Origin of the sequence: Pedobacter sp. FW305-3-2-15-E-R2A2 (assembly GCF_038446955.1) — a bacterium.
GTDB lineage: Bacteria > Bacteroidota > Bacteroidia > Sphingobacteriales > Sphingobacteriaceae > Pedobacter.
On record NZ_CP151803.1, the window covers coordinates 7,466,149 to 7,484,874 of the forward strand.

Here is an 18,726-nt window from a genome sequence, read left to right on the forward strand (position 1 = left end):
GGTATAATAAGGAGGTTTAATGGAACCATTAACCAGTAAAAAGAAAGTATTAGAGAAAGTACCCCTAACGTTTGCAGAACGCATGTATTTGCCTGCAATCACGAAAGGATTGGCTATTACGATCAGCCACTTCTTTAAGAAAGAGGCAACGATCAGATATCCGGAGGTACAAAGAGAATTTTCTACCAATTTCAGAGGGATGCACTCGCTGAAAAGGGATGAAGAAGGTAAAGAACGTTGTACCGCATGTGGTCTCTGCGCTTTGTCTTGTCCTGCGGAAGCCATCACGATGATTGCTTCGGAGCGTAAACCGGAAGAGAAAGACCTTTACCGTGAGGAGAAATATGCTTCTGTATATGAGATCAACATGTTGCGTTGTATCTTTTGTGGATTGTGCGAAGAGGCGTGTCCAAAAGAAGCCATCTACTTAGATGGACCAATTGTTCCTTCAGATTACCTGCGTAAAGATTTTATCTACGGCAAGGATAAACTGGTAGAACAGCCATTGAATAAGAAATAATTAGCATACATAACCTCAGGGTTATTAATATAAACAGTTTAAACATAAATAAATGGGTACATCGGTATTCTATTTTGTAGCAACATTAAGCGTCATCTTTTCACTGATGGTTATCTTTTCCAAGAACCCGGTGCATAGTGTGCTTTACTTAATTGTTACTTTCTTTACATTAACAGTTCATTACATTTTGCTGAATGCACAATTCCTGGCAGTAGTGAACTTCATCGTTTACATGGGTGCCATTATGGTACTGTTCCTCTTTGTGCTGATGCTCCTCAACCTCAATAAAGACAATGAGCCGTTAAAATCGGGTCTGGTCAAGATCGTTGGGGTCATTGCAGGATGTTGCCTGGTGGTTACGATTATAGGTTCCCTGAAAGCTACTGCAATCTCTGATCCTGTTTTATTGAAAAATCCGAATCTGGGATTGGTAAAGAATTTAGGTAAGGAACTGTTTGGTCCTTATATGTTACCTTTTGAACTGTCTTCTATCTTATTGTTAACCGCAATGGTAGGCGCAGTATTATTAACTAAAAAAGAAAAAGCATAGTGAATAATTTAACTCAAGGATTACAGGGCGTACCACTTAACCATTATATCTGGCTAAGTGCTATTATTTTCACCATCGGTGTGATTGGTGTATTGACCCGCAGAAATGCCATCGTCATCTTTATGTCTGTGGAATTGATGCTGAATGCAGTGAATCTATTGCTTACCGCTTTTTCGGTACATAGCAATGATCCCTCAGGACAAGTATTTGTGTTTTTTATCATGGTACTTGCCGCTGCTGAAGTTGCAGTAGGACTAAGTATTATTGTAATGGTGTACAGAAATACACAATCTATAGATATAAACGTATTGAATCGCCTTAAGTGGTAATTAATAAGAATAAAGTAATAACATGATAAATTTAGTTTGGCTGGTTCCCTTAATTCCTCTTTTAGGCTTTGTTATCAATGGCCTGGGAAGAAATACGCTTTCTAAAAACCTGATCGGTTTTATCGGAAGCAGCGTGATATTCATTTCCTTTGCCATTAGTGTAGGTATCTTCTTCGAATTGGGAGCAGATGCAAATAAGTCTCATGAGATCTTCTTGTTTGACTGGATCAGTGCCGGTAAGCTTAGTATTCCACTTTCTTTCCTGGTAGATCCTTTGAGCTCAATCATGCTGCTGATCATTACAGGTGTCGGTTTCCTGATCCATATTTACTCGATTGGTTACATGCACAGTGATGAGGCTTTTGGTAAGTTTTTCAGTTACCTAAACCTGTTTATCTTTTTCATGTTATTGTTGGTATTAGGTTCCAACTATATCGTCATGTTTATCGGATGGGAAGGGGTAGGTCTTTGTTCTTACTTACTGATCGGATTCTGGTATACCAACAGCAGCTATGCTTCTGCTGCAAAGAAAGCCTTTATCATGAACCGTATCGGTGACCTTGGCTTCTTATTAGGGGTGTTCTTCATCTTTACCACTTTTGGTAGTGTAGAGTTTTCTAAAATATTCCCTCAGGCAGCTAATATGCTTCCAGGAAATGGTACCATCGCTTTAATTGCCTTGTTATTGTTCATCGGTGCCTGCGGTAAATCGGCGCAATTGCCCTTGTTTACCTGGTTGCCTGATGCGATGGCGGGACCAACTCCTGTGTCTGCATTGATTCACGCAGCAACGATGGTAACGGCTGGTATTTACATGATTGCAAGATCAAACGTATTGTTTGATTTGGCACCAATGATTCAGCACATTATTGCCATCGTCGGTCTGGCGACTGCTATTGTTGCAGCCATCATCGCGTTGACACAAACAGATATTAAAAAAGTACTGGCTTATTCTACCGTTTCACAATTGGGTTATATGTTCCTTGGCCTGGGTGTGGGTGCTTATAATGGTGCTTTCTTCCACGTAATTACACATGCTTTCTTTAAAGCTTTATTGTTCTTATGTGCAGGTTCTGTAATTCATGCTTTACACCATGAGCAGGACATGAGACATATGGGCGGTTTGCGTAAGAAATTGCCGGTAACTTTCCTTACGATGCTGATTGGTACCATTGCCATTGCAGGTTTACCTCCATTCTCAGGATTCTTCTCAAAAGATGAGATCCTGGCGCATGTATACATGCACGATAAAGTGATGTGGGCGATTGCTGTCTTCGGTGCTTTCTTAACGGCTTTTTATATGTTCAGAATGTTGTTCCTTACTTTCTACGGAAAGTATCGTGGAACACACCATGCGGAAGAGAAAATCCATGAATCTCCAAAATCAATGACGATTCCTTTGATCGTTCTTGCGGTTCTTTCTGCCATCGGTGGAATGATCGGTATTCCGGAGACATTGGGTGGAAATCATTGGTTGTCGCATTGGCTGGCCCCAGTGATCAAGCATACTGCTGAAGCTCCGGACCATGCTACAGAATATGCATTAATGGCTGTTTCTGTAGTAGGTGTATTGGTTTCAATTGCTTTTGCTTATGTGAAGTATATCAAACAAAACCATGTTCCGATTCCTGATGAGGGAAAAAGATCGGCATTGGCGAACTTATCATACAACAAATTCTATTTTGATGAGATCTATGATTTGTTGATCAGAAAACCTTTGGATGCGCTTTCTACTTTCTTCTACAAAATTATTGACAATAAAATTGTAGACGGTATAGTAAACGGTTTGGGATGGAGTACTTCGGAGGCCAGTAAAGGCTTAAGGTTGGTTCAGTCCGGAAACGTTGGTTTTTATATCTTTATGATGGTGGTAGGAATCATCTCATTGTTATTGTATACTTATTTATCTCTATAAAAGATCGTTCAACAAAACATAATGGAACAACTTTTACTACTTCTTATATTTCTACCATTGGTTGGCGCCGTGGTTACTGCCTTCACAGGAAGTGCAGCAAAACATGTTGCTTTGGTTTCAGCAATCCTTTCTTTGGCATTGACTTTAATCACGGTATGTAATTTCACCCCGGATGCCAGTACGCAGTTTGCGGTGAATTATCCATGGATCCAGGATTTGGGAATCAATTTCCATGCGGGAATTGATGGCATCAGTATGATCACGGTCTTATTGACCAATGTATTGGTTCCGATCATTATCCTTTCCGCTTATCAGCATGACTACAAAAACAGCAATGCTTTCTTTGCATTGATCTTATTTATGCAGTTTGGTTTGCTATTGGTATTTACTGCAATGGATGCTTTCTTATTCTATATCGGATGGGAAGCAGCATTGATCCCGATCTATTTCATCTGTGCGATCTGGGGAGGTAAAGACAGAATTAAAGTAAACATGAAATTCTTTGTATACACGATAGCGGGATCTTTATTCATGCTGTTGGGGATCATCTACCTATACTTACAGAATCCTGCTCATAATTTCGATATTCAGGCTTTTTATAATTTAAACCTTGATTCTGTTCAGCAGAGCTGGATTTTCTGGGCTTTCTTTATCGCATTTGCGATTAAGATGCCAGTTTTTCCTTTCCATACCTGGCAGCCGGATACTTATACTGAGGCACCGACTCCAGGGACAATGTTGTTGTCAGGGATTATGCTGAAGATGGGTATTTACGGAGTGATCAGGTGGTTATTACCTGTTGCACCGGAAGGTGTTCAGCAATGGGGAAATCTAGCGATCATTCTTTCTATTATAGGCGTGGTTTATGCTTCAATCATTGCGTTTACCCAAAAGGACGCGAAGCGATTAGTAGCCTATTCTTCTATTGCTCACGTTGGTTTGATCTCTGCAGGTATCTTTGCGTTAAACACACAAGGGATGCAGGGTGCAATGGTACAAATGTTAAGTCATGGTATCAATGTGGTTGGTTTGTTCTTTGTGCTGGACATCATTGCCCGCCGGATGAAAACAAATAAAATCGCTGAACTTGGTGGGATTGCCAAACAGGCGCCACAACTGGCCATCGTATTTTTGATCATTGTATTGGGAACAGTAGCACTTCCCGGAACGAATGGTTTCATTGGAGAGTTTTTATTGTTAATCGGAATATATCAGTATAAAGTATGGGCTGGCGTTTTCGCTGGATTATCCATCATCTTCGGTGCAGTATATATGTTCAGAATGTATCAGAACATTATGCTTGGAAAAACCAACGACCTTACGATAGGATTTACAGACATAAAAGGATCTGAGAAAGTCGTATTGTATATCATCTGTGCCCTGATCATCGTTTTGGGAGTTTATCCTAAACCAATTCTGCATTTGTCAGAAGCCTCGGTACAACAATTAATAGAACAGGTAACACAAAAATTAACATCGGTAAACTAAGCAAATGAATATCATCATAACAATTACTGTTACAGCTTTAGTGGTGCTTTACGCAGGTTTGTTTAAAGCTAAAAAAGCGTTATTACCCCTTACCTTAATTGGTTTGCTTACTTCACTGGCTTTTGTAGTTACCTCATGGAATACAAACCAGACCTATTATGGTATGATGCAAATGGATAATTTTGCATTGGCTTTTGCCGGAATCACCATTTTAGGAACACTCTTTATCTTCCTGCTGACACAAAACTATTTTGCAGAACACAGTGAGAACATTGCCGAATATTTTACGCTGATTCTCTTTGCCCTGTCAGGGATTGTCATCATGGTTTCTTATAAAAACATGTCGATGTTGTTCATCGGTGTAGAGATCATGTCTGTTGCCCTATATATTCTTGCGGGAATCCGGAAAAACAATTTTGCTTCCAATGAAGCTTCCTTGAAATACTTCCTGATGGGTGCATTCTCTACAGGTTTCTTATTGTTCGGTATTACGTTGATTTACGGCGCTACAGGATCTTTTGATCTCGAAGTGATCAATCAGTACCTGGTGACTAATTACAAGAGCATATCGCCTTTATTCTATCCCGGTGTGATTTTATTGATGGTAGGTCTATGCTTTAAGATTGGTGCAGCACCTTTCCATTTCTGGACACCGGATGTGTATGAAGGAGCTCCGACATTAATTACCTCCTTTATGTCTACCGTGGTGAAAACGGCTGGTTTTGCCGCTTTCCTTCGTTTATTTGCAGATACATTTGCGCCTTTACATGATTTCTGGTTACCTCCTTTGATGGTGATCGTATGTTTGACTTTATTCATCGGTAACGTTACGGCGCTATTCCAAAAGAATTTCAAAAGAATGCTGGCTTATTCCAGTATTTCCCATGCAGGTTACCTGTTGTTCTCTTTAGTTGCACTAACTGCAAGTTCGGCGAATAACGTATTGGTATATGCTGCTGCTTATACTTTTGCAAGTATTATCGCTTTCGGGGTATTGATTCTGGTGAAACAGAAAACGGGTAATGACAACTTTGAAAGTTTCAATGGTTTAGGAAAACGCAATCCTTTTGCGGCATTCGTACTTACAGTAGCGATGTTGTCTTTGGCAGGGATTCCTTTAACTGCAGGATTTATTGGTAAATACCTGATGTTTTTGAATGTAATGCATGACTACCAGTTTTATCTGGTGGCCTTTGCGATTTTAAACGCATTGGTAGGGTTTTACTATTATTTCAAGGTTATTGTGGCGATGTATTTCAAAGATGGAGCTGAGATTGAGTTGGAAACCCCTGTGCAATATAAAGTTGTATTGGTCCTGTCATTGATCATTACTGTTTTCCTTGGTGTATATCCTTCAGTAATTTTAAATCTGATATAATCATTTCTGTAGATAATTATATGTAGTTTTACGAATAATTGAACTATGCACGATTTCTGGAACTCATTACAGCACTTCATTGATCCCGAAAAACTACTTAAAGAAGGTGGTTTCTATGTTGTAATGTTCGTCATCTTTGCCGAGACGGGTTTGTTCTTTGGGTTCTTTTTACCCGGAGACTATCTGTTGTTCCTCGCAGGTATGTTCGTCGCTACAGGCAAATTGGATGTCAACTTATATGTGTTGATTGCCGGACTGATCGTTGCTGCTGTATCTGGAAATTTTACCGGTTATTGGTTTGGTCGAAAGACGGGCCCCGTACTGTACCATCGAAAGGACTCTTTCTTCTTTAAAAAACGCTATTTAAAGGCTGCCGAAGATTATTATAATAAACAGGGAGCCTTTGCGCTTATAATGGGGCGCTTTGTTCCGATTGTAAGAACTTTTGCACCGATTTTTGCTGGTGTAGTAAAATTAGACTTTAAAAGATTTGCATTATATAACTTTGCGGGTGCAATTATTTGGATTGCTTCCTTAACTTTGCTGGGTTATTTCCTTGGCAAGAGATTTGAAAAAGAGATTAACGACTATTTATTATACATTATTATAGGCTTCATTGTCATTACCACTATACCTCTCGTTTACACATTTGTAAAAAAGAAAGTTGTGAAGGACGACAATGATCATATATCAAACACTGAACAATAAAAATGATTAAAGACGAGCATCATCCGTGGCACTGTGTTTCTCCGGGTGCAAACCTACCAGAATCCGTAAATGCAATTATTGAAATTCCTAAAGGATCTAAAGCTAAATACGAAATTGATAAAGATTCCCACCTGATTAAATTAGACAGAGTACTTTTCTCTTCTGTAATGTATCCGGCAAATTATGGTTTTATCCCACAAACTTATTGTGATGATAATGACCCTTTAGATATCCTTGTACTATGCTCTGTAGACGTTTATCCGATGTCTATCGTTGAAGCGAAAGTAATTGGTGTAATGCACATGGTGGATAATGGTGAGCAGGACGATAAAATTATTGCAGTAGCAAAAAACGACATGTCTGTTAACTACATCAATGACTTAGCAGAATTGCCTCCTCATACGATGAAAGAAATTGTTAAATTCTTTCAGGACTATAAGGCATTAGAAGAAAAACAAGTAACTATTGAACATCTTTTGGGCGTTCGGTATGCACATAAAGTGATACAGGAAAGTATCATCCTTTATGACCAAAAGTTTAGAAATAACAATTCTTAATGGAAGGTTTTAAGATATTTTTAACATTCTTCTTAGTAGCACTGAACGGCTTTTTCGTTGCAGCAGAGTTTGCAATTGTAAAAGTCAGAGCCTCTCAAATTGAAATTAAAGCAAAATCAGGAAGCAGGGTAGCGAATATTGCAAAATATATTACCCAGCATCTTGATGGTTACCTGGCTGCAACGCAGCTGGGTATTACACTTGCTTCACTTGGACTGGGTTGGGTTGGTGAGTCTGTCATGCACAGTTTGATCCACGATTTCCTGGTAAGGTTTAACTTTTCTGAAGTATACATTACTTCCATCTCTACTGCCATCGCCTTTTTATTGATTACCGTAATGCACATTGTGTTCGGTGAGCTGGCGCCTAAATCGGTGGCGATACAGAGACCAGTAGCTACCACATTGTTTATTGCCATACCTTTACAGGCATTCTACCTGATCTTCAGACCATTTATATGGGTGTTGAATGGTTTTGCCAATGTGATCCTTAAATTATTCGGAATTTCTAATGTAGGTGGACATGAATCTGTGCACAGTACAGAGGAACTTCATTATCTGTTGGATCAGGGTAAAGAAAGTGGGGCTTTAGATACCAATGAGCACGAATTAATTAAAAATGTCTTTGACTTTAATGAAAGGGTTGTAAAGAACATTATGGTTCCCAGAACCAAAATATCAGGAATTGAACTTTCTGCTGCCCCTGCCGATGTGATTTCAAAAATCATTGGCGAAGGGTATTCCAGGTTACCGGTATATGATGAAATCATTGATAAAATCATTGGTATTATTCATGCTAAAGACATTTTACCGCTATTGGCAGATAAGAAGGACTGGGCACTGAAAGACATCATCAGAAAGCCTTATTTTGTTCCTGAGACCAAAAAAATCAATGACCTGTTGAGTGAACTTCAGCAGAAACGTATCCAGATAGCGATTGTCATCGATGAATTTGGTGGAACCGCAGGTATGGTTACACTGGAAGATATCGTAGAAGAGATTGTTGGAGAAATCCAGGATGAGTATGATGAGGAAAAACCAACAGTAGAGAAGATCTCTGAGACGGAATTTATCATCAATGCTTATGCTACTGTTTACGATGTAAATGAGCATTTACCTCATGATCTTCCTGAAGACGAAGATTTCGATACGGTAGGAGGATTGGTCTCTCATGCTTTCGGTAAAATACCTGAAGTAGGGGACAGCGAAGAGTGTTACGGTTATTTATTCACTATCCTAAAGAAAACCGAGCAAAACATTGAAACCATAAAGCTTGAACTGGTGATTGCGAAAAGCGATATGGTGGACAACCATTAATCCTTTGAGCGATGCATGTTTTTTATACACCCGATATTGATTCCAGCGAGTATAGCTTAAACGAAGAAGAAAGTAAGCATTGTCTGAAAGTTCTAAGGTTAGGCCGTGGCGATGTTGTCAATCTGATTGATGGAAAAGGTGGCTTTTATGAAGCAGAGATCATTGGAGAGAGTAAAAGAAATGTTCAGCTTCGTGTTACACAATCCGTTCAGGAGCATCAAAAAAGAAACCATCACCTTCATATCGTCGTTGCACCTACAAAGAACATCGACCGGTTGGAATGGTTTCTGGAGAAAGCAACTGAAATAGGAATTGATGAAATTACTCCGGTGATCTGTGAAAGATCGGAACGGAAGATCATTAAAGAAGACCGGTTAACCAAAGTAATCACCTCCGCTGTTAAGCAGTCTTTACAAGCTTATCACCCGGTATTAAATCCGCAGATTTCCTTAATTGATTTCCTGAAAATGGAGCATGATTCCGTTAAAATGATTGCCCATTGTATTGATGGGGAGCCACGTCAATACATTAGCCAGCTGCTCGTGCCTCATCAACGTTATCTCATACTTATTGGCCCTGAAGGTGATTTTAGCCCGAAGGAAATCGAACTTGCTTTGCAAAGCGGGTTTAAACCCCTAACTTTAGGTAATACACGTCTGAGAACAGAAACTGCTGCATTGGCTGCCTGTTTTGAGGTGAATTATTTGAACCGATGAAACCATCATAAGCATACCGCTTAAAAAAGCAATGAATAGGCGCATGATCGCTTCATAACCGATAAAAGACAATTATTATTCCAATGAAAATTAAACTTTGCTTAATTGCCGGATTAATGATCCTGTTGAGTGGTTTTAAGCCACCCACCTATAAAATGGCAAAATTGAAATATAATGGGGGAGGAGATTGGTATGCCAACAGAACTGCGCTTCCAAACCTGATCGATTTTTGTAATAAAAACCTGAATACAAACTTTGCGCCGCAAGACGTTATCGTCGAAGTAGGCAGCGCTGAGCTGTTTAACTATCCTTTTATCTACCTTACCGGGCATGGCAATGTCGTCTTTAGTCCTAATGAAGCAGAGAATTTAAGAAAATACCTGATCGGTGGGGGATTTCTTCATATCGACGATAATTACGGATTGGATAAGTTTATCCGTAAGGAAATGAAAAAGGTTTTTCCGGAGCTTTCTTTTGTAGACCTGCCCCCGAATCACCCACTCTATCACCAGAAATTTAAATTCCCGAAAGGACTGCCTAAAATCCATGAACATGATGGTAAAGTACCTCAGGGGCTTGCCTTAATCTGGGAAGGACGGGTGGTTTGCTATTACACATTTGAATGCGATCTGGGGAATGGATGGGAAGACTTTGGTACTTATCCCGAGGACACACAAGATAAGCGCCTGAACGCCTTAAAAATGGGCGCAAATTTAGTTCAATATGCATTAACACAATAACTATGAAGGTCAAAGTAAATGAACAACACAATTTTGAGGTAGAAGTAGCAGAAAAAGTATTAAAAGTTAATGGGCTGGAGCTGCAGATCGATACCAGAGATCTCTCTGCAACACAGAAACATGTGATCTATCAGAATAAATCCTATAATATAGAGCTGGTAGAGCGCAACGAAGACGGAAAGGCAGTGGTCATTAAAGTAAATGGTACTCTTTATCAGGTTGGAATAGAAGACCAGTATGATGAATTGCTCAAAAAACTGGGGATGGACAGCTCCTCTGCAAATAAGGTGCTCGAAATTAAGGCCCCTATGCCAGGATTGGTGCTGAATGTCATTGTAACAGAAGGACAGGAAGTGAATAAAGGGGACAGTCTGTTGGTATTGGAGGCGATGAAGATGGAAAATATTATTAAATCACCAACCGGAGGAATAGTGAAGAAGATTCTGATCCGGAAGGGGGATAAGGTAGAAAAGAACGAAATTCTACTGCAATTCGCATAAAAAAAGGAGCGTTGCTCCTTTTTTTATGCTTTTAATTTTATTTGCCAGCCCTGAATGCTTTCGCTGCCTTTGGCTTAAATTGAGGCTTTCCTGTAGATCTGATCTCTGAAGCACCCAACATCGTCATTGCGCAACGGAAACCAATATCAGCGGTAGATTCATCCTGTGCAAGGAACCTTCTAGTTGCAGGGTTCAGCCACAATGCCTGATCCTCCCAGGATCCTCCTTTATATACTCTTGATTTATCTGTTACCAGGGTAATCTCTCCGTATAAATCATTTGCTTTATCACGATAGCCCCTTTGATCGGCATAAGTATTAACCGTTGGCGGAGGCGTTGCGGCCTGCTTTTCTGCCCAGGTTTGTTTCTTGTAAGAAATGGCATCTGTTAAGACAGGCTTGTTGTATTTGTCTTTTTCAATCTTTCCGCTAACCGGATCAGCCACTTTCTTGTCTTTGTAGTAATTTCCTCTATATGGATTAAAGGCGTCTGCTGCTTCAAAAGTTTTGGAGCGATAAACATCAGCAACCCATTCGTTCACGTTTCCTGCCATATTGTATAAGCCGAAATCATTTGGCATATAAGACCTTACGGCAACTGTAAGTCCACCTTTATCATTCAGTGATCCACCTACACCCATATAATCACCTTTGGTTCTTTTAAAGTTAGCCAGGATTAATCCTCTTGTACTTCTTTTTGCAGAGCTCAACCCTAAACCATTCCATGGATAGATTTTATTCGCAGCGATATTCTCATACTGTGTATTTCCAATTAAGCCAAGAGCTGCGTATTCCCATTCTGCTTCTGTTGGCAGGCGGTAAGGCTGTTTGATAATGCCATCCTCCAGTCTTACATTTCTAGTGGCTGCATTTTTACCTGTTGTCGCTCCTTTTGCACCGGAAGCATTAGAAGGATTAAGATCTTTCATTGCTTTTTTACCCTTATCGTCATACTGCCCGTTCAGGTAAATATCCGTGTTAAAAGGCTCTGTTGGCCTTGCTGTTGCCGTCGCGTTACCTGCTGTTTTTGAGGTTCCGCCGTTAATGTCCTTAAAGCTGGTCATGTAACCTTTTTCACGAAGCAACAACTCATTCACCCTGTCAGTTCTCCAGGCACAATACCTTTCTGCCTGTTCCCAGCTTACACCTACCACAGGATAATCCTGATAAGCGGGGTGCCTTAAATAATTATCTACGTAAGGTTCATTATAGGATAAAGGCCTGCGCCAAACCAGGGTATCAGGAAGTTCATTATAATAATATTCATGATCCGTTGGATAGCTGGTGCGGATCCAGTTCAGGTATTCCAGCCAGTTGGTGTTGGAAACCTCTGTTTCATCCATATAGAAAGAAGAAACCGTAGTCTCCCTTTTATGATTGTAATTGCTGAGCTCCTCACCGGGAACATTGATGGCACTTCCGCTCATGACAAATACACCACCTTCAATCTCGACTAATCCGGGACCCGGACCGCGCTTGAATTTTTTATTTACTTCAAAGCCTCCAAACTCTTGCTTGTTATATGCCATTCCTGTCTTCTCAGAGGTTCCTGACTTTGATTTACAGGAGGCTAGAGAAGCTATAATTGCAATAGATGCAATTGAATATAAGTATGATTTTTTCATATATGAGGGATATCATAGTGCTTTAACTGTTAAAATTACATAAAAAAAGACGTACACTACAACAAAACAAATGCTTTAAATAAAAATAATCTTTAAAAAATGGTGTTTTGTGCCTCTTTAAGGCATATTTGAATAAATATTCTGGTGGTTCTTAATGGATTATACAAGGTATCTCAAATCGAATAGAAAGTTCATAATACTTTGATTTTATTAAACACTATGTTAACTTGCATATAATAGTGGTGTAATTATTTGGCAAATGAGTAGAAGACTGGTAAAAACTGTTTTGAGTTTATTTTCTTTATTAACAGTTTGCGCTGATTTATATGCACAAAGCGTTGAACCGGGAACTCAGACGAATGGAAGTCGTTCCAGCAACATTTTTACCGCCGTACCTTTCCTGCTGATCAGTCCCGATGCGAGGGCCGGTGGAATGGGGGAGGCAGGGGTCGCTGTTCAGCCGGATGCGAATGCCATGGGGATTAATCCTGCCAAGCTGGCATTTTTAGAGCGTACTTATGGTTTTTCCGTTTCCTACAGCCCATGGCTAAAAAGCCTCATCCCGGATGTGAACCTGACTTACCTCAGCGGTTATTATAAAGTAGATAACAGGAATACCATCGGCGCTTCTTTAAGGTATTTTAGCCTGGGAGAAATTCAATTAACCGATGTCAATCAGCAGGACCTGGGTGTTTATAACCCAAATGAACTGGCCTTTGATGTTTCTTTTTCCAGGAAAATGGGAGAATCTTTTTCATTAGGGACAGCTGCAAGATATATCCGTTCCAATCTTTTTTCAGGACAATTCTCAGCCGGTCAGCAGACTAAAGCCGGGAATTCCGTAGCCGTCGATGTCTCGGCGTATTTTAAAAAACCAACCCGTTTTCTGGGTAAAGATGCCATTCTTTCTGCCGGAATGAACATTTCAAATATTGGCACAAAAATGAGCTATGTAGATGGAGATAATGGTTATTTTCTTCCTACAAACCTAAAAATAGGAGGGGCCTCCACTTTTATTATTGACGATTTTAATCAGTTTACCTTTGCGCTCGACTTTAATAAATTACTGGTGCCAACCCAGCCTGTTTACAATGCAGATGGAAAAATAATTGCTGGTCAGGATCCGGATAGGTCTGTTCCTGCAGGTATTTTTGGCTCTTTTGCCGATGCACCTGGTGGCTTTAAAGAAGAAATGCAGGAAATTAACATTGCTGCAGGGATGGAATATTGGTACAATCAGCAATTTGCCCTTCGTGCAGGCTATTTTTATGAAAGTCCAAAAAAGGGCGACAGACGCTACTTTACTTTAGGTGCAGGTCTTAAATACAATGTATTCAACATAGACTTTGCATATTTGCTGGCCAGTCCGCAAAAGAGTCCTTTGGCAAATACGCTGAGGTTCTCTTTATTGTTCAATTTTGGCGAAGCCAAATAATGGATCGGGAATACTAATAAACAAAAATATATAGAAATGAAGATTAAGGTAGGGTTTGGCTTTGATGTACATCAGCTGAAGGAGAATCATCCTTTTGTGGTGGGAGGTGTAGATTTGGAACACCATAAAGGTGCTTTTGGACATTCTGATGCCGACGTGTTGTTACATGCCATTTGCGATGCATTGCTTGGTGCAGCCAATTTGAGAGATATAGGCTTTCACTTTAAAAATACAGATCCACGCTGGAAAGGGATCAGCAGCATTATCCTGTTACAGGAAAGTGTGAAACTGGTTAAAGAGAAAGGTTTTGAAATTGGTAATATTGATGCCATGCTCTGCCTGGAAGCGCCGAAGATTAATCCGCATATTCCCGCTATGCAGGCGCATATCGCAGCAGCGATTGGTATTGATATCGAGGACATCTCTATAAAAGCAACCACGAACGAGCAAATGGGCTTTATCGGAAGGGAAGAAGGTGTAGTGGCTTACGCTGTTTGTCTGATCCAGAAGATTTAAAGCACAACCAACATAAAAAAAACCGGAGACATCATCTCCGGTTTTTTTTATAAATTATTCTTCTAAATAGCCAAATTTGCCCTGGTTATAATCTGCAATCGCCTGTTGAATTTCTTCCGGTTTGTTCATTAAGAACGGACCATATTGTGCGATGGGTTCATGGATTGGTGCTCCGCTTAAAACCAGGATAACACTATCCTGTATCGCTTCAACCCGAATTTCTTCTCCTTCATTTTTAAAGTGAACCAGCTGATCTGTCTTTGCCAGTACTGTATCGTTCACCTTGATTTCGCCTTCAATGACAACAAACGCGGTATTGTAGTCCGAAGGGAAACTAAACGATGCTTTCCCATTTTTATTCAGACGCAGATTATAGACTTCTATTGGTGTAAAGGTACTTGCAGAGCCTTTTGTACCCATATATTCTCCTGCAATGACTTCAATTACCCCTGCCTCGTTTTCCAGCTCGTGACGGGCAATACTCCCATGGCAGAGCGCCTGATACTTCGGCTTGCTCATTTTATCTTTTGCTGGTAAGTTTACCCATAACTGAACCATTTGAAAGGGGCCTCCCTTTTTGCTGAATGCCTCTTCGTGGTGTTCTTTATGTAGAATTCCACTTGCCGCAGTCATCCATTGCACATCTCCGGGTTTAATAATTCCACTGTTTCCGGCGCTGTCCTGATGGGCCACTGCGCCATGATAGGCGATGGTAACCGTTTCAAAACCCCGGTGTGGATGCACCCCAACACCTCTCGGTTCATTACGTGCAGAAAATTGTATTTTAGAATTATAGTCCAATAGGAAAAAAGGGCTCATTTTAAGCTTATATCCTTTTGGGAAAAAGTTATGAACCCTGAAGCCGTCTCCGACCATATGAGGTGCCGGCGGGTTTAAAACAGCCGACACCTGTTTAATATTTGCTTCCATTCCGTCTTTCTTTTGTGTTATGACCTGGATGCATGAGTTTTGATTAAGCTTGTTTTACAAATTGTAATTCACCTAATATTTTTACTTCCTCACTCACCATTACACCACCTGTTTCTAAAGCTGCATTCCATGTTAATCCGAAGTCTGTTCTGTTGATTTTACCATTCAAGGTAAATCCAGCCTTAGTATTTCCCCATGGATCGGTAGCGATACCGCCAAATTCTACATTCAATTTTACCGGTTTGCTGGTCCCTTTAACAACCAGGTTTCCATGTAAAGTATAATCATCACCGTCTTTGCTCAATGAAGTAGAGTCGAACGTGATTTTAGGGAATTTTTCAGCGTCAAAGAAATCGCCGCTTTTTAAGTGGTTATCTCTGTCTTTATTACCAGTATCAATTGAGCTTGTTTCTGCATCAAAGGAAACCTGAGCATTGTGAAAATCATCTGCTTCAGAAGTTAAGGATGCATTTAATGTTTTTAAGCTACCGGTTACAGTAGTGATCATTAAATGTTTTACTTTAAATTGTAGTTCACTGTGAGTTGGATCTAATGCCCATTGTGTAGTTGCCATAATATTTTTTATTTAGTTGTTTTCTTTATTAACAACACAAAATTACGACAAGCACATCAGGTACACATTGATGTATGATAAGAAAGGGCTATATTTTAAAATGCTTATGTGCCAGGTCTTTACGGACCCTGCTGAGGGACTCCGGAGTGATGCCGAGATAGGAGGCAATCATCCATTGCGGGACTCTTAATGTCAGGTTGGGATAAAGTTGAATAAAGTTAAGGTATCTTTCTTCGGCTGGGGCACTCAACAGCATATTGATCCTTTTCTGCATAAAGCGGATGGAATTATGTAACATGTTATTGTTGAAATCATACATGCAAGGTACATGTTTTGCCGCTTCATCAATAAACGCTTTGGGCATAACGATCGCCTGTGTCGGTTCTATAGCATCAATAAAAAACTCTGAGGCTTCATTAAACATGCCATTGCGGTCCGACATCCACCATTGTTCCGGTGCGAATTGAATAATGTGTGTTTTGCCTTTTGCATCGATGGAATAGCTGCGTAACAATCCATCCAATACAAAATAACCATGGGGAGAAACCTCTCCTTTCATCAGGATCATTTCATTCTTGTCAAAATTCTTGACCCTGAGCTTACCGGCGATCAGATCGAACTGCTCATCTGTTATAGCGACCTTCTTTTGTAAATAGAGTTTGAACTGTTCAATCATAGGGGATATAGATGAAATCTATTTCTTGTTGGGTTCGATATTGGAAAAATCTACACCACACTTGCAATTAGAAGCGCAGCCCCCGGTTTTAGGAGATAACGATCTATATATCATACGACCGATATAGAATATCGCGGCCATAAAAAGAATAACAACTAAAATGGTTTGAATGTCCATATTACAAAACTAATTAAAGACTGCATTTAGCAGGTCTGTTGAATGTAAATTTACTTTTCCATCAGGCCAACGGTTCCACCAACCCAATCAAAATCTTTATTGTAGCGTACACCGATCATCTTGCCTCTGCTCAGACGCGCCAGATTGATGCAAAGTACAGGCTCTTTTCCTTCCGGCCATAAATACATCAGCCTGATTTCTACCTTTACCCCTCCATCGGGTGCCTGAACCGCTGGTTCGTAATTTACTTTTCTTTGCAAAATCCAGTTTTCAGGATCTGCAACAGCTTCAATATCCTCTTTTTTCACATCAATAATCACACCCATTCCCGCAAATGAAAATAGAGGTTTCAGCACGTAGTTTTCCAGATCTGAAGGAATACTGCTCAGTTGATCCAGAAAAAATGTTTCAGGGGCAAACTCGCTCTTCAAAAAAGGCATGGTGTATTTACTGATCCTATAGAACCAGTTCGGATGGGTGATCCATTCGATATCCAGCTCATCCCGGGGGTCAAAACTGTCTTTGAACAGATCGGTATTGTCGCCAATCTCATCAAATATCAGTCGGTTATAAATTCTTTTCAACCTTATGTGTTCCCCGTTCTGCTCATAGTACAGGCTTTTACCTTCCTTTTTAATGTCGCTAAGGCTGAGAATTTTGATGCCCAGGTATCGGGCCGTCACGAGAAAGTCGATAGCGGTCTTTTGGTTGGAGGCATCAATGTCCATCAATGCAACTTCATGGGCTTCATGAGCTCCAAGAACGACTTCTTTGAGTAAGGCGATATATCCTGCTTCATCTAACTCATTGAAATATGGTGTAAGCTGTTCCGGAAGGGAATACGCTGCTTTATAAGTTTCCCCTAACAATGCCTGAAATCCATAAAGAGAAGGAAAACCCTGCATTTCTATCAACTTGGGTGTTAAGTCGCCATGTTCATCTTTACAGATGCCAAAGTCGAACGTTAGAAAGTGGGGCTGAGCATTTTCTGCAGGAACCTTCCAGTTCTCCGGAATCGATTTTTCCGTGAGTTCCTTAAAGTCCGGTTGTTGAATCAGCGCTATAATTTCAGCACCGGCAGCGATCAGTTTTTCTTTTAATGAAGCAGGAAGAAATATGGGTGTTTCCGCAACGCGAAAGGGAATTTTAGTAAATCCGTTTTCAAGTTTTTCTAAAAACTCAAGATACTTCTCCTCCGAAAAATGCTCATTAAATGATGCTCTGTAGCTGCTAATCATAGTTATGCTTCCTGTAAGGCATTTAATGCCTCATTTAAAAAGTTGGGTAAAATCACGCTTCTGGTGAGGGTAATCCTGTTCGGATCGTCTACGCTGTCCAACATATCCAGGTATTTTTCCGCGCCGTGATTTTCAATAATTGCTTTTTTCTTGTCTTCCTGCAAGAGGTATTGTTTCATTCCTACCGGATCTGCTTCCGGATGAAACTGAGTGCCTATAATTTCTTTGGTAAACCTAACGGCCATCACACAGCGTTCCAAGTCCACATGAGGGCGTTCTTTTTCCAAAGCCAGGACCTGTGCTGTTGTATTAGAGAAAAAGACATCTTCGGGATTGATCACTTGCCAATCTCTGCTGTCTACGGTATAAAAAGGATTAGGAAGGCCGTTAAATACCATCTCGTCTTCCCCTTCTTCTGTCAGGTAAATAGGAAAGATCCCAAAGGCGGTAGAACGTCTTCTGATGACCTTTCCTACGCCAAATTTCCGGCAGGCCATCTGGAAGGAATGGCAAATTAAAAACGCATATTTCTTTTGATGTTCATTTACGGCATTAAATGCATCAATATTATCCAGCAATGCGAAAAAGTCATTTTCCCATTGTTGTCCTTCTCCATCAAAAGGACTTCCCGGACCTCCGCTTGAAATATAGATATCGTAACCAATGCCTGGAATTTCGCCCTTTTGTCTCAGATCAAATACATCATAAGATAACTCTACTGACATTTCTTTCTGATAACGCAACAAGACTTCCTGAATCCCACGCATCCCCTGGTTGGTTACCCCATTGTTCATATCAATTACGGCAACCCTAATCTTATTTCTATCCCTTGTCATATT

20 protein-coding genes are annotated in these 18,726 nt (G+C 40.3%); 14 read left to right on the forward strand and 6 right to left on the reverse strand.

Annotated features, from left to right (window positions below):
• Nucleotides 1-19 precede the first annotated feature (19 nt).
• From AAFF35_RS30490 to AAFF35_RS30545, 12 genes are all read left to right on the forward strand, one after another.
• On the forward strand, nucleotides 20-520 hold the full coding sequence (locus AAFF35_RS30490) for an NADH-quinone oxidoreductase subunit I (protein ID WP_342330204.1): 501 nt from the start codon (nucleotides 20-22) through the stop codon (nucleotides 518-520).
• 52 nt (nucleotides 521-572) lie between these two features.
• Nucleotides 573-1,070, forward strand: coding sequence for an NADH-quinone oxidoreductase subunit J (locus AAFF35_RS30495; protein WP_069378518.1), 498 nt, complete (start codon nucleotides 573-575; stop codon nucleotides 1,068-1,070).
• Nucleotides 1,070-1,399, forward strand: a complete 330-nt coding sequence (gene nuoK, locus AAFF35_RS30500) for an NADH-quinone oxidoreductase subunit NuoK (RefSeq protein ID WP_074608051.1) — start codon at nucleotides 1,070-1,072, stop codon at nucleotides 1,397-1,399. The genes AAFF35_RS30495 and nuoK overlap by 1 nt, the downstream gene beginning before the upstream one ends.
• Nucleotides 1,400-1,421: 22 nt before the next feature.
• A complete protein-coding gene (gene nuoL, locus AAFF35_RS30505; protein ID WP_342330205.1) occupies nucleotides 1,422-3,314 on the forward strand; it encodes an NADH-quinone oxidoreductase subunit L in 1,893 nt (630 codons plus the stop codon).
• 21 nt (nucleotides 3,315-3,335) lie between these two features.
• Entirely contained in the window at nucleotides 3,336-4,802 is a 1,467-nt protein-coding gene (locus AAFF35_RS30510) for an NADH-quinone oxidoreductase subunit M (protein ID WP_342330206.1), read from the forward strand.
• 4 nt (nucleotides 4,803-4,806) lie between these two features.
• Nucleotides 4,807-6,180 carry an NADH-quinone oxidoreductase subunit N gene (locus AAFF35_RS30515; protein ID WP_342330207.1) on the forward strand — a complete coding sequence of 458 codons (1,374 nt, stop codon included), beginning with the start codon at nucleotides 4,807-4,809 and terminating at the stop codon, nucleotides 6,178-6,180.
• A 45-nt stretch (nucleotides 6,181-6,225) separates the two neighbouring features.
• Nucleotides 6,226-6,888, forward strand: a complete 663-nt coding sequence (locus AAFF35_RS30520) for a DedA family protein (RefSeq protein WP_124585715.1) — start codon at nucleotides 6,226-6,228, stop codon at nucleotides 6,886-6,888.
• Between the two features lie 2 nt (nucleotides 6,889-6,890).
• Nucleotides 6,891-7,445 (forward strand): inorganic diphosphatase, encoded by a 555-nt coding sequence (locus tag AAFF35_RS30525; RefSeq protein ID WP_069378524.1) that lies wholly within the window; start codon nucleotides 6,891-6,893, stop codon nucleotides 7,443-7,445.
• Nucleotides 7,445-8,761, forward strand: a complete 1,317-nt coding sequence (locus AAFF35_RS30530) for a hemolysin family protein (RefSeq protein WP_342330208.1) — start codon at nucleotides 7,445-7,447, stop codon at nucleotides 8,759-8,761. Before AAFF35_RS30525 ends, AAFF35_RS30530 begins: the two co-directional genes overlap by 1 nt.
• A gap of 11 nt (nucleotides 8,762-8,772) precedes the next feature.
• Nucleotides 8,773-9,477: a 16S rRNA (uracil(1498)-N(3))-methyltransferase gene (locus tag AAFF35_RS30535; protein ID WP_342330209.1), complete on the forward strand. Its 705-nt coding sequence runs from the start codon at nucleotides 8,773-8,775 to the stop codon at nucleotides 9,475-9,477.
• A gap of 83 nt (nucleotides 9,478-9,560) precedes the next feature.
• Nucleotides 9,561-10,217: a DUF4159 domain-containing protein gene (locus tag AAFF35_RS30540; RefSeq protein ID WP_342330210.1), complete on the forward strand. Its 657-nt coding sequence runs from the start codon at nucleotides 9,561-9,563 to the stop codon at nucleotides 10,215-10,217.
• A 2-nt stretch (nucleotides 10,218-10,219) separates the two neighbouring features.
• A complete protein-coding gene (locus tag AAFF35_RS30545; RefSeq protein WP_342330211.1) occupies nucleotides 10,220-10,717 on the forward strand; it encodes an acetyl-CoA carboxylase biotin carboxyl carrier protein subunit in 498 nt (165 codons plus the stop codon).
• A 37-nt stretch (nucleotides 10,718-10,754) separates the two neighbouring features.
• Here the strand turns inward: AAFF35_RS30545 and AAFF35_RS30550 are convergent, their stop codons facing one another.
• Nucleotides 10,755-12,341 carry an SUMF1/EgtB/PvdO family nonheme iron enzyme gene (locus tag AAFF35_RS30550; protein ID WP_342330212.1) on the reverse strand — a complete coding sequence of 529 codons (1,587 nt, stop codon included), beginning with the start codon at nucleotides 12,339-12,341 and terminating at the stop codon, nucleotides 10,755-10,757.
• 259 nt (nucleotides 12,342-12,600) lie between these two features.
• Between AAFF35_RS30550 and porV the strand changes: the two genes are divergently transcribed.
• Entirely contained in the window at nucleotides 12,601-13,776 is a 1,176-nt protein-coding gene (porV, locus tag AAFF35_RS30555) for a type IX secretion system outer membrane channel protein PorV (protein ID WP_342330213.1), read from the forward strand.
• Between the two features lie 36 nt (nucleotides 13,777-13,812).
• Nucleotides 13,813-14,292 carry a 2-C-methyl-D-erythritol 2,4-cyclodiphosphate synthase gene (ispF, locus tag AAFF35_RS30560; protein WP_342330214.1) on the forward strand — a complete coding sequence of 160 codons (480 nt, stop codon included), beginning with the start codon at nucleotides 13,813-13,815 and terminating at the stop codon, nucleotides 14,290-14,292.
• Between the two features lie 54 nt (nucleotides 14,293-14,346).
• On the opposite strand, the gene AAFF35_RS30565 is transcribed toward ispF, so the two are convergent.
• The 5 genes from AAFF35_RS30565 to AAFF35_RS30585 all read right to left on the reverse strand — a co-directional run bounded on the left by AAFF35_RS30565 (nucleotide 14,347) and on the right by AAFF35_RS30585 (nucleotide 18,723).
• On the reverse strand, nucleotides 14,347-15,222 hold the full coding sequence (locus tag AAFF35_RS30565; protein ID WP_342330215.1) for a pirin family protein: 876 nt from the start codon (nucleotides 15,220-15,222) through the stop codon (nucleotides 14,347-14,349).
• A 43-nt stretch (nucleotides 15,223-15,265) separates the two neighbouring features.
• The gene (locus AAFF35_RS30570) at nucleotides 15,266-15,796 is read right to left on the reverse strand and encodes a YceI family protein (protein ID WP_342330216.1); all 531 of its coding nucleotides are present in this window, start codon (nucleotides 15,794-15,796) and stop codon (nucleotides 15,266-15,268) included.
• Between the two features lie 88 nt (nucleotides 15,797-15,884).
• Nucleotides 15,885-16,472: a Crp/Fnr family transcriptional regulator gene (locus tag AAFF35_RS30575; RefSeq protein WP_342330217.1), complete on the reverse strand. Its 588-nt coding sequence runs from the start codon at nucleotides 16,470-16,472 to the stop codon at nucleotides 15,885-15,887.
• A gap of 227 nt (nucleotides 16,473-16,699) precedes the next feature.
• The gene (locus tag AAFF35_RS30580; RefSeq protein ID WP_342330218.1) at nucleotides 16,700-17,887 is read right to left on the reverse strand and encodes a hypothetical protein; all 1,188 of its coding nucleotides are present in this window, start codon (nucleotides 17,885-17,887) and stop codon (nucleotides 16,700-16,702) included.
• 2 nt (nucleotides 17,888-17,889) lie between these two features.
• Entirely contained in the window at nucleotides 17,890-18,723 is an 834-nt protein-coding gene (locus AAFF35_RS30585) for a GMP synthase (protein ID WP_342330219.1), read from the reverse strand.
• Nucleotides 18,724-18,726: the final 3 nt, after the last annotated feature.

Coding starts and splice junctions, on each gene's coding strand:
- AAFF35_RS30490 (WP_342330204.1), top strand. CDS start 20: ATGGAACCATTAACCAGTAAAAAGAAAGTATTAGAGAAAGTACCCCTA.
- AAFF35_RS30495 (WP_069378518.1), top strand. CDS start 573: ATGGGTACATCGGTATTCTATTTTGTAGCAACATTAAGCGTCATCTTT.
- nuoL (WP_342330205.1), top strand. CDS start 1,422: ATGATAAATTTAGTTTGGCTGGTTCCCTTAATTCCTCTTTTAGGCTTT.
- AAFF35_RS30510 (WP_342330206.1), top strand. CDS start 3,336: ATGGAACAACTTTTACTACTTCTTATATTTCTACCATTGGTTGGCGCC.
- AAFF35_RS30515 (WP_342330207.1), top strand. CDS start 4,807: ATGAATATCATCATAACAATTACTGTTACAGCTTTAGTGGTGCTTTAC.
- AAFF35_RS30520 (WP_124585715.1), top strand. CDS start 6,226: ATGCACGATTTCTGGAACTCATTACAGCACTTCATTGATCCCGAAAAA.
- AAFF35_RS30525 (WP_069378524.1), top strand. CDS start 6,891: ATGATTAAAGACGAGCATCATCCGTGGCACTGTGTTTCTCCGGGTGCA.
- AAFF35_RS30530 (WP_342330208.1), top strand. CDS start 7,445: ATGGAAGGTTTTAAGATATTTTTAACATTCTTCTTAGTAGCACTGAAC.
- AAFF35_RS30535 (WP_342330209.1), top strand. CDS start 8,773: ATGCATGTTTTTTATACACCCGATATTGATTCCAGCGAGTATAGCTTA.
- AAFF35_RS30540 (WP_342330210.1), top strand. CDS start 9,561: ATGAAAATTAAACTTTGCTTAATTGCCGGATTAATGATCCTGTTGAGT.
- AAFF35_RS30545 (WP_342330211.1), top strand. CDS start 10,220: ATGAAGGTCAAAGTAAATGAACAACACAATTTTGAGGTAGAAGTAGCA.
- AAFF35_RS30550 (WP_342330212.1), bottom strand. CDS start 12,341: ATGAAAAAATCATACTTATATTCAATTGCATCTATTGCAATTATAGCT.
- porV (WP_342330213.1), top strand. CDS start 12,601: ATGAGTAGAAGACTGGTAAAAACTGTTTTGAGTTTATTTTCTTTATTA.
- ispF (WP_342330214.1), top strand. CDS start 13,813: ATGAAGATTAAGGTAGGGTTTGGCTTTGATGTACATCAGCTGAAGGAG.
- AAFF35_RS30565 (WP_342330215.1), bottom strand. CDS start 15,222: ATGGAAGCAAATATTAAACAGGTGTCGGCTGTTTTAAACCCGCCGGCA.
- AAFF35_RS30570 (WP_342330216.1), bottom strand. CDS start 15,796: ATGGCAACTACACAATGGGCATTAGATCCAACTCACAGTGAACTACAA.
- AAFF35_RS30575 (WP_342330217.1), bottom strand. CDS start 16,472: ATGATTGAACAGTTCAAACTCTATTTACAAAAGAAGGTCGCTATAACA.
- AAFF35_RS30580 (WP_342330218.1), bottom strand. CDS start 17,887: ATGATTAGCAGCTACAGAGCATCATTTAATGAGCATTTTTCGGAGGAG.
- AAFF35_RS30585 (WP_342330219.1), bottom strand. CDS start 18,723: ATGACAAGGGATAGAAATAAGATTAGGGTTGCCGTAATTGATATGAAC.